Genomic DNA, 11,834 nt, shown 5'->3' with positions numbered 1-11,834 from the left:
TTAATCATCGAACAAGGAAATCATGATGACAATTATTCGAATTGACCCACAAGATCGTTGGTCAGAAGCAGTGATTCACAATAATGTTATATATTACACTAGTGTGCCAAGCAATTTAATCCATGACGCTTATGAGCAGACTAAAAGTGCCCTAGCGGAAATTGATAAAATTTTAGTCAGTGCCGACAGTGACAAAAGTCATATTTTAGATGTGACGATATTTTTAGTAAATAAAAGTGATTTTGAAGCGATGAATAAAGCTTGGGATGAGTGGGTTGCTAAAGGATCCGCGCCTGTGCGGTGTACCGTACAGGCTGGCTTAATGAACCCTGATTACTTAGTCGAAATAAAAATCATTGCTGCTATAAAAAAATAAAGTTCTACAATTCCGCCATTAAAGATGGCGGATCCCTTTTAAACGATCTGTTTACCTACTTAAATCTTCAGAAATAAAATCTCTTTCTATTAGTAAAATGATCGAATTTTTTAACTTTGATATTTCAAATCATGGTTATTCTTATCCCCATAAGATAAAATTTGGTGTATACTTCAACAACATAATAATTTATATACACATATAATTTTATATGCATATTCAACCTAAAATTGCCATTGTAATGGGCTCCAAAAGTGATTGGGCAACCATGCAACATGCTGCTGATATTCTTGACGCTTTAGCTATCAATTATCATGTCGAAATTGTTTCCGCTCATCGAACTCCTGATAAATTATTTCAATTTGCACAAGAAGCCAAACAACGAGGTTTTGATGTCATCATTGCCGGAGCAGGCGGTGCGGCGCATTTGCCTGGTATGTTAGCGGCAAAAACCTTAGTACCAGTATTAGGTGTACCTGTTCAAAGTGCAGCCTTAAATGGTGTTGATAGCCTCTATTCTATTGTACAGATGCCAAAAGGTATACCTGTAGGAACACTGGCTATTGGTAAAGCAGGTGCAGCCAACGCGGCACTATTAGCAGCTCAAATTCTTGCTTTACATAACCAAGACCTCTATCAACGTTTAACCACTTGGCGATTAAGCCAAACAGATGAAGTATTAAATAACCCCGATCCAAGAGTAGATGCTTAAAATGACGATTAAATCAGTTTGTGTTTTAGGGAATGGTCAATTAGGCCGAATGTTAAAACAAGCAGGTGAACCATTAGGCGTTCATGTATTCCCTGTTGGCTTAGATGTTGATCCAACAACTATCCCATACCAACAATCGGTCATTACTGCCGAGATTGAACGCTGGCCAGATACCCCTTTTACTCAAATTTTAGCTAATCATTCTCATTTTATTAATCGAGATATTTTTCCGATTATTGCTGATCGACTAACCCAAAAACAGCTATTTGATGAACTAGGTTTACCTACCGCTAAATGGTCATTATTAGAAGATCCGCAAAATTGGACAAAATTATTTGCAGAGCTTGGTGAATTGTTAATTGTCAAACGTCGAACTGGAGGATACGATGGTCGAGGACAATGGCGTATCACTAATCAAAGCGATATAACCGTACCTGATGATATATACCATAATGCGATTGTAGAACAGGCTATCGCTTTTGAAAAAGAGATCTCCTTAGTCGGAGCACGTAACGGAAAAGGTGAAACTGTTTTTTATCCGCTGACGAATAATTTGCATCAAGACGGTATTTTAAAAATGAGTGTCGCTATCCCTAACCAATATCCAATATTACAAGCTAAAGCAGAAAAAATGCTAAAAGCTATTATGGATAAACTTAATTATATTGGTGTAATGGCAATGGAATGTTTTGTCATGGGCGATAACTTATTGATTAATGAATTAGCGCCAAGGGTACATAACAGTGGACATTGGACACAAAATGGAGCTTCTATTAGTCAATTTGAGTTACATTTGCGGGCGATATTGGCATTACCACTCCCACAACCGAATGTATTTGCGCCATCGGTTATGATCAACCTTGTTGGGACTCAATTAAACCTAAATTGGTTGTCTGTTGATTTAGTTCATCTACATTGGTATGAAAAAGAAGTTAGAGCAGGTCGTAAAGTTGGGCATCTAAATTTAACTCACAATCAACCAGAGAAATTGAAACACTCTTTATCTCTTTTAACACCACTTTTACCGGATGAGTATCAATCATCGATTGAATGGGCAAAAAAACAATTGTTGTAGTTTAAATACAAAGGATTGAATATGGTAGACTTTTCAAAAAAAATCAATTATCAACGTGATGCAAGTAAAGCATACGAGGTTTTAACTGATCCCTATTCAATCGTTCGCCAGTTTGAGAGTGATCGAGGAAGAATAATCAATTCCGCTGCGATAAGACGTTTGCAACAAAAAACACAAGTCTTTCCTCTAGAAAGAAACTCTGTTGTTAGAACTCGTCTTACTCACTCAATGGAAGTTCAACAAGTCGGTCGATATATTGTTAAAGAAATCATCCATCGACTAAGCAAATCAAAAAAACTTAAAACCTATGGGTTTGATAATATTATTACCTCGATTGAAAGTTTAGTTGAAATGGCTTGCTTAATGCATGATATTGGCAATCCGCCATTTGGCCATTTTGGTGAAAAAGCAATAAATCACTGGTTTGTTAAACAGTTAGGTGTGGATGTTCAACCAAAATATTCCGTACTTCAACCCCAAGAGTCGGATGATGAGACGATTAAAGAACTAAAAATTAAAATTCGTCGTGATTTATCCAACTTTGAAGGTAATGCTCAAGCCATAAGGTTAGTACATAGTATCCAAAGATTAAATCTCACTTATTCACAAGTCGCCTCAATATTAAAATACACTAAACCTGCTTATTTGCCTAAAGAAGATATACCTACAGAGTTTTCTTATTTAATGAAAAAACCTGGTTATTATTTGTCTGAAGAACCATTTATAAAAAAATTATCTAACCAACTGGAAATTCAGCCATTTCATCGTTATCCACTCACTTATATTATGGAAGCTGCGGACGATATCTCTTACTGTATAGCGGATCTTGAAGATGCAGTAGAAAAGAAACTCTTTACGGTTCAACAACTCTATCACTATTTAGAAAAAGCTTGGGGGAATATTAAAGAGGGTGATTTATTTGACAAAGTAGTAAAACGTCCATACGTTAATCTGGAGCAAAAAAAATTTAACTCAATTGCTATTGGGCAATTTTTTATGTATCTACGAGTGAATACCATTAGTAAACTTGTTTACCATGCTGCTGAACGCTTTGTTGAAAATATTGAAGACATCTATCATGGTTCGTTTAATCATGCATTATTGGAAGATCATGGCGCCGAATATCAATTATTAAAAATATTTAAAAGAGTGGGTGTCGAACATGTTTTTAATCATGAATCGGTAGAAAATATAGAATTGCAAGGTTATCGTATTATCAGTGGATTATTAGATATTTACAGTCCGTTGCTAAACATGCCGACTAATGAATTTTTTAAACTTGCTGAAGAAAACAATCATCATCAATACCCAATTGAAACCAGACTTTATCATAAACTCTCTGCTAAACATTGTGATGCTTATCTACAGGCAACGAACTTGATTGGAAAAAAAGATCCCAAATTTGCCTATTGGGAATTTTATTACCGTTGTCGATTGTTGCAAGATTACATTAGCGGTATGACTGATCACTTTGCTTATGATGAATACCGTAAATTGATGGTAACTTTTTAATCCTATTATCATTTTATCGGACAGAGCACCAAATAGAAGCATAAGCACTATCGTTGTGCATAATAAAATAATATATCTATTTCTGTTAATTAGAATTTTAAAAGAGAGTAAATTAACACATTAACATTGGTATATTAATAATAACTCCAGCTCAATTAATATCAATTCGGATAATTTTCAACACAATACTACTGATAAATTGCTTACTACATTAAATATTTCGTAGGTTAATTAAGTTGTATTTTAATTACCCAGTATTTTACTTAAATAGCATTGAAATTAAAGCGTCCTTTATTGCATAAAACTTCGAATAAAAGAACATTTGTAACTTATTGTAATTCTATTCAATGACAGCAAAAACAAATCGACTTTGCAGTTTTAATAATTTTTATTTGTATTTTATAGGTACGATACATCTGTAGCGTAAGTATAGTTTTGTGGCACAGAGTTTGCATATTTCATCATATACCATATTCGTGAGGAAAAATTAATGAAATTAGTCACAGTAATTATTAAGCCTTTCAAGTTAGAAGAAGTCAGAGAGTCATTATCAAATATAGGGATCACTGGATTAACCGTTACTGAAGTTAAAGGTTTCGGGCGACAAAAAGGGCACGCAGAACTCTACCGCGGAGCAGAATACAACGTTAATTTTTTACCAAAAGTGAAAATAGATTTAGCCATCAATGATGAACAACTTGATGAAGTTATTAGTACTATTTCTAAAGCTGCTTATACTGGCAAAATTGGTGATGGTAAGATTTTTGTAACTTCACTTGAGCATGTCGTTCGTATTCGTACCGGTGAAACGGATGAATCAGCTTTGTAATCATAATTAAGGATATTATTATGTTGAAGAAATGTATTTTACCATTGTGTCTTATTTTTCCTTCGTACGCCTTTGCAGATGTTGTTCTAGAATACGCGGATAATGCGGATAATGGTTTTATGATGATTTGTACTGCATTAGTACTATTTATGTCTATTCCTGGTATTGCATTATTCTATGGTGGTTTATTACGATCTAAAAACGTATTATCTATGTTATCACAAGTATTAGTTACTTTTTCACTGATTTCTGTGTTATGGATCGTTTATGGTTATACGCTTACTTTTGGTGAGGGAAATTGGTTTTTTGGTGATTTCGAACATTTGCTTTTAGTTGGTATTGATATAACGGATGTTAATGGCTCCATTTATGAACTCATTTGGGTTGCGTTTCAAGGATCCTTTGCTTGTATTACATGTTGTTTAATACTTGGTGCTTTTGCTGAAAGAATACGCTTTTCTGCTGTACTCATCTTTATGGTGTTATGGTTTACGTTCTCATACATACCAATGGCCCATATGGTATGGGGTGGTGGTATTTTAGGTGATGAAGGTGCTTTAGATTTTGCTGGTGGCACGGTTGTTCATATTAACGCTGCGGTTGCTGGTTTGATGGGTGCTTATCTACTTAAAAATCGAATCGGTTATAATCGTGAGCCATTAAAACCATTTAATCTTCCTTATGTTTATCTTGGCGCGGCAATTCTTTACATTGGTTGGTTTGGATTTAATGCAGGCTCTTCAACCCATGCTGATGAAATTGCTGGATTAGCGTTTATTAACACTGTTGCAGCAACAGCAGCAGCGGTTTTATCTTGGTCATTTGCCGAATGGGTTTTACGAGGAAAACCGTCATGTTTAGGGGCCGCATCAGGTGTAATAGCTGGATTAGTTGGAATCACACCTGCAGCAGGATTTGTCGGGGTAGGGGGCGCAATGCTAATTGGTCTTATTTGTGGTTTTGCGGGTGTTTGGGGCGTCTCTTCACTAAAAAGAATCTTAAAAATTGATGATACTTGTGACGTATTTGGAGTACATGGGGTCTGTGGTATCGTTGGTTGCTTATTGACGGGTATCTTTGCTTCAAAATCATTAGGTGGAGTAGGCTATGCCGATGGAATAGGCATGACGACTCAAGTTGGAATCCAACTAATGAGTGTGATTACCTGTGTTATTTGGACATCTGTTATCGCTTTTGTGGCTTATAAAATTGCGGATATTTGTGTTGGTTTACGCGTTAGTGAAGAACATGAACGAGAAGGCCTTGATATTAACAGTCATGGTGAAAGTGCTTTCAACAGTTGAGTTAAACTATCGAAATAGTTTATAGAAATAAAATCTCTTTATTAAAAAGTTTACCGACAAAATGCGGTAAACTTTTGATTTATATTTGTTAGAATGCTTGTCTGCTTTATTTGTCTTCTTAGAACTGACCTTTTATCTTCATAAATAATACTTCTTTTGTTTACTTATCCTTAGGGTTAATGTGGATAAAAAAGTTGAACATATAAAATTATTGATTAGATTAACAAAACGATATAAATAAAATCTACAGCATAACCGCTGTAGATTTTTTTATATTATTTAAGATTAACTGATTAATCATCCCAAAGCATAATGGCATTATCATCCGTTAATATGAGTGGCGGAGCAAAAAGGTGTTCTTTGATTTTTGTCGGTATCACATTAATATTATTTAGATCGATCTCAACACAAGGGTAAATTTTTGCCATTTGTTTTAAACGACTACCAAGTAATTGTTTGACTTTATTTGATTCTTTAGCTAATGCTAATTCATCTTTTAAAATACCAATTTGTTTTTTATGATGTTCTGATTCAAAATTTTCACCAAATATAAAACGAAATTCTTTATTGCTATCATTATGGTGTTTACAGTTGAATTCCTTATCTTTATATTCACCATGATGTAATTTAAGCTCTTTAATGCGCAATGCAATAATTTCATTAATACTATCAGGATAATTTAATTTAGAGTCTAGAAAACTTAATGTATTTGTTTCAGGTATTGATTCACTGCTCTGTACTAGGGTAAATAATGGTTTTTTATGTGTCTTCATTCTATAACTTCCTTTTTATTCAGGACAATAATATAACAATGTATAGGACAATTAAAAAAACGATTGTTACTATGTTGTAAAGATGTCAATGTAATGTTTTAGTATAAAAATAAACTAAAACTGCCAAGTTCTAATTCCAATTCCTTATTAACTTTCATGATGTTCTAATTTTGAAAAAATAAATCACCATAAAATTGACCATTTATAATATTAATGCATTTTATATTTTTGATAGGCTAAGATATTTTCCCATTTCCTCCTTTGGAACCATGCCACCACCTGTTGCCCAGACTAAGTGTGTCGCATTTGTTAAAATTTCTGATGAAACATTAATTCTTTCTAAATATGTTGAATTTTTTTCAACATGTAATAAACCAAGCATTCCCGCTAAAGCTGAGGGTTCTAATTGAATTTGTTGTTGTTGATTTAATAAACCGAGTAAATCGTACATCTCTTGATCATTAATGGTGTAATAACCATCAATTAATCTTTCCATTGCTCGTCCTACAAATCCAGAAGGTCTGCCTACGGCTAAACCGTCAGCAGCGGTGATATTATCAAGACCAATATCTTGAACAGAAATATGGTCATGTAATCCAGTGTAAACACCTAAAAACATACAAGGTGAATGAGTTGGTTCTGCGAAAATACAGTGTACATCATCACCAAACGCAAGTTTTAATCCAAAAGCAACACCTCCCGGTCCACCACCCACTCCGCAAGGAAGGTAAACAAACAATGGATGTTGTTTATCCACTTTTATGTTCATTTCAGTAAACTGTTTTTTAAGGCGTTCGCCAGCCACTGCATAACCTAAAAATAAGGTTTTTGAGTTTTCATCATCGATAAAAAAGCAATTAGGATCAGACGCCGCAGCTTTGCGACCTTTTTCAACGGCAACACTATAGTCTTGTTGGTATTCGATAACATTTACACCGTGTGAACGTAATTTCTGTTTTTTCCATTCGCGAGCATCACTAGACATGTGAACATTAACTTTAAAACCTAATTTGGCACTCATAATACCAATAGATAGGCCTAAGTTACCTGTTGAACCTACTGCAATACTATATCGACTAAAAAATTGGGTGAATCTGTCAGAAAATATTTTGGTGTAGTCATCCTTTTCGGTTAATAAGCCATTTTCAATAGCTAGCTTTTCTGCGTGGGTCAGTACTTCATACACACCACCGCGAGCTTTTATGGAACCGGAAATTGGTAAATGGCTATCTTTCTTGAGGAACAGACTTCCTGTGAACTTGTGTTGATAACGGTTTTCAAGAACCGCTTTCATATTGGGAATCGCAACAACCTCGGACTCAATTATTCCTTTCGTTACTGCTGTTTCGGGAAATGCTTTACATAAGTAAGGCGCAAATCTTGCTAATCGATTACTTGCATCCTTAACATCTTGCTTAGTCAGTGTTACATAAGATAATCCATCTGTCAAGCTCGTTATATTTGGGTTAAACCAAGCTGTTTCTTTTAGTTGTATTAAATTAGCGACTAAAGGATATTTTTGTATTAACTTTTCAACATCTTTAGGGATCATAATTTATTCCTGTAATATATTTTAAATAATATAAGATAGTAAAAAAGTACCTGCTAATGCGACTAATGATGCAATAAAGGTGGCTGATGTATAGTAGTTAAATATTTCATTTAATGTTGCGCCACAATATTGCTTAACTAACCAAAATAAAGAATCGGTAACAATTGTGCATCCAATAGCTCCCGAACCGATGGCTAATGTGATGATTTCTGGACTTACGTCAGGGTAACGAGGTAACATTGGTGAAACGATAGCTGTTGCACCCATCATTGCGACTGTTGCCGATCCTACCGCTGCATGTAAAATGATTGCCACTAACCATGCCAATAAAATTGGATGCATATCTAAATGGGAAAAAATGCCAGCTAAACCATCACTTAATCCACTATTTTTTAAAATACCGTTAAATGCTCCACCTGCACCAATGATTAATAAAATATTTGCAATGGAGGAAAAGCACTCCTCTGTCTTAAATAACAGAATGGACATAACCATATTGCGTCGAATGCCCAACATATAGTAAGCAACAAACGCTCCAATAAACATTGCTGTAATAGGATTACCGAAAAATTCTAACATTGAGTAACTAAAACTATTTTTATCCATAGCAAAGACGGCTACTGTTTTTATTAGCATCAAAACAATCGGCAGTAATATTGTGAATAATGTGGTACCTAAAGAAGGAAGTTCTTCTTCCGTTCTCACTTTCATATCTGAAAACTCTTCAGGTACGGTCTTAAAAGGGATTTTATTGTTAATGCATTTTAAAAAGATAGGTCCACCAATTAATGATGCTAATAATCCGATACCTAATCCGTAAACGATTACAGTTCCCACATCAGCACCCAACGCATTTGTTACAAACAGTGCAGCAGGATGAGGTGGAACAATACAATGAACGGCCATTAGTGCCGTACAGAGCGGAATAGCTAGCATTAAAAGAGAAGTTTGAGTTTTTTTAGCAATTGAAAAAGCTAATGGAATTAATAAAACAACACCTACTTCGACAAATAGGGTAATACCACAAATCAGACCTACTAGCACCATAATAACTTGTGGTGATAACCATCGACATTTTTGTAATGTCAGCCCTATGCGTTCGGCAGCACCTGAAATTTCCATCATTTTGCCAAGAATAGTGCCTAAACCAATTACCGCAGCTAAAAAACCTAATGTACTACCAATACCGTCTTCGATCGCTGCAATCATTTTTAGTGGTGGCATTTTCATTAACGCACCCACATAAAAGCTGGCAAGTAATAACGCTAAAAAAGGATGAAGTTTAAATTTTATGATCGAGATTACTATAAGGATAATACTGGTGATTAACACACTAATAATCCACAACTGCGAATCCATATTACCCTCCATTCTTTTTCATTAATTGCTAGCTTTATTAGAAGTTTTTGGTGATAATTTGACAAATGATCAATAATGGTTTTAACTTGAATTAAATTCATCTATAAGTGTGATTAAAATCAAAAAATGCTAATATTTCAATAAATTTCGTGTAAATAATTATTTAGAAGCGTAAGCTTTGAAATGTTTGCACATGAAATAGTATAGTAATGAGTTAGTAAAGGAGAATTATTATGTATGATGAAAATAGATTTTTAAATAAAAATCATGTTATTAATTGTTATCAGCTCTCGAAGCTGCACACATTTGAGTCAGTCGCTCGCTTGTCATTTATCATTTGCATTAGCAGCTGAAGAACTTTACATTAGTCCAAGTGCAGTAAGTCATCAAATTAATAAACTGGAAGATGAACTTTCATTTAAATTATTTCAGCGCTATCATCGACGAATAGCCTTGACTCATGAAGGTATGAACTTATTTAAAGTAGTCAAAAAGTCTCTAAATATTTTAAATCAAGAAATATTGGAAATTAAAAATCAAGAAGCTTTTGGCACTTTGACTATCTTTTCAAGACCTTCTTTTGCTCAAAATTGGTTAATTCCAAAATTATCACTATTTGCAAGGCACTATCCTTATATATCGTTAAACATTGTTTCGGGTAACGAAATTATCAATTTCAGTCGCCATCGGGTTGATCTAGCCATTTATTATGATGATCTGACTTATGATGATTTAACCTGTGAACATTTATTAAATGAAACCATTATTCCCGTTTGTAGTCCTTATTATGCACAACAAAATGATTTATGTAACAAAATTGAGAATTTATCGAAATGCTTCATACTGCATGACACTCAAGCATGGGGATATGATTCAAGTTTTGATGAATGGGAAAGTTGGGCAAAACATTTTTCCTTATCTTATGATTTTAACGAAATGCAAAATATATGTTTTGATCGTTCCGATTTGGCTGCAATAGCTGCAATAAATCATGCTGGTATTGCGATAGGAAGAAAGCAAGTCATTAAAAATTACCTCGAATCAGGCTTACTAATTACTCCATTTGAGGGAATGGAAGTAAAGTGCTCTCAACATTATTATATCTGTACACCAAAAGAGCGATATAATCCTAAAGCTGATTTATTTATTAAATGGTTAAAAAGTTATATGTAAGACTTTTTTATCAAAACATTAGATTAATTAATATACTCACCTTTACTAAAGGTGCGGAAGTTAACCGCACTCATTCATAAATTCCTATTATTTTTTTAAATGTTTTAAATTTGATAGTGCAATGGCCAATAGAATAATTATGACGCCCATCCATTGGTTAAAAAACACTAACTCTTTTAGATAAAGATAAGAACAGGTAACCGCTACGGGTAATTCTGCTGCTGATAGTATTGCACTTAATGAAATCCCTATTTTAGGCATGCCCACTGCAAATAAAAATGGTGGCAAAACGGTACCGAACAAAGCTAATAAAAAGCCTAACTCATAAAGTTTATCACTGATATCGAGTTTAAAGAAAAACATAGGCGGAAAAATTAAAAATGTCACAATGCAAGCGCCTGTTATCATCAATGCACTTTTTTCTAATTTCGGTAAATCATTACCAATATTACTACTGGTTGTGATGAATAATGAGTACATCAATGCGGCTAAAAAACCAAACAGACAGCCAGTTAAATTCAATTTAATGTCTTCATTAAAAATACCCGCAGCCAAACAGCTACCAAAAATAATTGCTACTACGGTTAAAATTTGAATGTTAGTTGGTTTATTTTTAAAGATAACATAATCAATAATGATACTAATCCAAAGATATTGCATCAATAAGATAATAGCAATTGAAGCGGGAACTAATTGTACACATTGATAATAACAAATGCCCACTAACCCTGGAAAAATACCAACGGCACACACTTTCCATTTTTTAGTTAATTGAGGTTTTGGGGTTAAATCAGGTTTAGATTTATTTAGTGTTTTAACCAGAAAATGAATCAACCACAACATTAGCATACCTAAAAAGCATTGAACACCCGTCACTTCACCAAGTGTGTAGCCATCTTTATAAGCGGTTTTTACAATAGATGAGAGCACTCCAAAGCTACATGCTCCTAAAAAAACTAATAAACCACCCAAAAATTTTTCTTTCATATTTAAATCTCATTACTCTAACAAAATATTTTATTTAACACACACAATTAGAGCTCACAGGGGATATCCCCTGTGACTCTTAAATTATTTAATAATTAGTATAAAGAATACTAAACGAATCAGAACTGAATGAACGTTATTAGGTTTAGCTCATTAGTTTGACCAGTAATTTTGACCAGTAA

Annotated in this window: 10 protein-coding genes and 1 pseudogene; 7 read left to right on the top strand and 4 right to left on the bottom strand. The window is 34.0% G+C overall.

Features of this window, described 5'->3' with window-relative positions; all coding sequences use genetic code 11:
- The first annotated feature begins 25 nt into the window (after window positions 1–25).
- The 6 genes from H3S88_RS10015 to amtB all read left to right on the top strand — a co-directional run bounded on the left by H3S88_RS10015 (window position 26) and on the right by amtB (window position 5,808).
- On the top strand, window positions 26–376 hold the full coding sequence (locus H3S88_RS10015) for a RidA family protein (RefSeq protein WP_086308958.1): 351 nt from the start codon (window positions 26–28) through the stop codon (window positions 374–376).
- 211 nt (window positions 377–587) lie between these two features.
- On the top strand, window positions 588–1,088 hold the full coding sequence (purE, locus tag H3S88_RS10010; RefSeq protein WP_039128522.1) for a 5-(carboxyamino)imidazole ribonucleotide mutase: 501 nt from the start codon (window positions 588–590) through the stop codon (window positions 1,086–1,088).
- A 7-nt stretch (window positions 1,089–1,095) separates the two neighbouring features.
- Window positions 1,096–2,163, top strand: coding sequence for a 5-(carboxyamino)imidazole ribonucleotide synthase (purK, locus tag H3S88_RS10005; RefSeq protein WP_144091715.1), 1,068 nt, complete (start codon window positions 1,096–1,098; stop codon window positions 2,161–2,163).
- 21 nt (window positions 2,164–2,184) lie between these two features.
- The gene (gene dgt / locus H3S88_RS10000) at window positions 2,185–3,675 is read left to right on the top strand and encodes a dGTPase (RefSeq protein WP_198228812.1); all 1,491 of its coding nucleotides are present in this window, start codon (window positions 2,185–2,187) and stop codon (window positions 3,673–3,675) included.
- Between the two features lie 490 nt (window positions 3,676–4,165).
- A complete protein-coding gene (gene glnK, locus H3S88_RS09995) occupies window positions 4,166–4,504 on the top strand; it encodes a P-II family nitrogen regulator (protein ID WP_025315005.1) in 339 nt (112 codons plus the stop codon).
- A gap of 20 nt (window positions 4,505–4,524) precedes the next feature.
- Window positions 4,525–5,808 (top strand): ammonium transporter AmtB, encoded by a 1,284-nt coding sequence (gene amtB, locus H3S88_RS09990; RefSeq protein ID WP_198228813.1) that lies wholly within the window; start codon window positions 4,525–4,527, stop codon window positions 5,806–5,808.
- A gap of 293 nt (window positions 5,809–6,101) precedes the next feature.
- On the opposite strand, the gene H3S88_RS09985 is transcribed toward amtB, so the two are convergent.
- The 3 genes from H3S88_RS09985 to dsdX all read right to left on the bottom strand — a co-directional run bounded on the left by H3S88_RS09985 (window position 6,102) and on the right by dsdX (window position 9,492).
- The gene (locus H3S88_RS09985; RefSeq protein WP_039128532.1) at window positions 6,102–6,581 is read right to left on the bottom strand and encodes a hypothetical protein; all 480 of its coding nucleotides are present in this window, start codon (window positions 6,579–6,581) and stop codon (window positions 6,102–6,104) included.
- Between the two features lie 220 nt (window positions 6,582–6,801).
- The gene (gene dsdA / locus H3S88_RS09980) at window positions 6,802–8,133 is read right to left on the bottom strand and encodes a D-serine ammonia-lyase (RefSeq protein ID WP_198228814.1); all 1,332 of its coding nucleotides are present in this window, start codon (window positions 8,131–8,133) and stop codon (window positions 6,802–6,804) included.
- Between the two features lie 21 nt (window positions 8,134–8,154).
- Window positions 8,155–9,492 carry a D-serine transporter DsdX gene (gene dsdX / locus H3S88_RS09975; RefSeq protein ID WP_198228815.1) on the bottom strand — a complete coding sequence of 446 codons (1,338 nt, stop codon included), beginning with the start codon at window positions 9,490–9,492 and terminating at the stop codon, window positions 8,155–8,157.
- Window positions 9,493–9,725: 233 nt separating this feature from the next.
- Here dsdX and dsdC point away from each other — a divergent pair.
- A pseudogene (gene dsdC, locus H3S88_RS09970) lies at window positions 9,726–10,665 on the top strand (DNA-binding transcriptional regulator DsdC).
- 87 nt (window positions 10,666–10,752) lie between these two features.
- Here dsdC and H3S88_RS09965 read toward each other — a convergent pair.
- Entirely contained in the window at window positions 10,753–11,652 is a 900-nt protein-coding gene (locus tag H3S88_RS09965) for a DMT family transporter (protein ID WP_198228816.1), read from the bottom strand.
- Window positions 11,653–11,834: the final 182 nt, after the last annotated feature.

The organism is Gilliamella sp. B14448G11, assembly GCF_016101765.1.
GTDB lineage: Bacteria > Pseudomonadota > Gammaproteobacteria > Enterobacterales > Orbaceae > Gilliamella > Gilliamella apicola_N.
The sequence above is the reverse complement of the archived record's forward strand: the minus strand, read 5'-3'. Positions and strand labels throughout refer to the sequence as shown.

Coding starts and splice junctions, on each gene's coding strand:
- H3S88_RS10015 (WP_086308958.1), top strand. CDS start 26: ATGACAATTATTCGAATTGACCCACAAGATCGTTGGTCAGAAGCAGTG.
- purE (WP_039128522.1), top strand. CDS start 588: ATGCATATTCAACCTAAAATTGCCATTGTAATGGGCTCCAAAAGTGAT.
- dgt (WP_198228812.1), top strand. CDS start 2,185: ATGGTAGACTTTTCAAAAAAAATCAATTATCAACGTGATGCAAGTAAA.
- glnK (WP_025315005.1), top strand. CDS start 4,166: ATGAAATTAGTCACAGTAATTATTAAGCCTTTCAAGTTAGAAGAAGTC.
- amtB (WP_198228813.1), top strand. CDS start 4,525: ATGTTGAAGAAATGTATTTTACCATTGTGTCTTATTTTTCCTTCGTAC.
- H3S88_RS09985 (WP_039128532.1), bottom strand. CDS start 6,581: ATGAAGACACATAAAAAACCATTATTTACCCTAGTACAGAGCAGTGAA.
- dsdA (WP_198228814.1), bottom strand. CDS start 8,133: ATGATCCCTAAAGATGTTGAAAAGTTAATACAAAAATATCCTTTAGTC.
- dsdX (WP_198228815.1), bottom strand. CDS start 9,492: ATGGATTCGCAGTTGTGGATTATTAGTGTGTTAATCACCAGTATTATC.
- H3S88_RS09965 (WP_198228816.1), bottom strand. CDS start 11,652: ATGAAAGAAAAATTTTTGGGTGGTTTATTAGTTTTTTTAGGAGCATGT.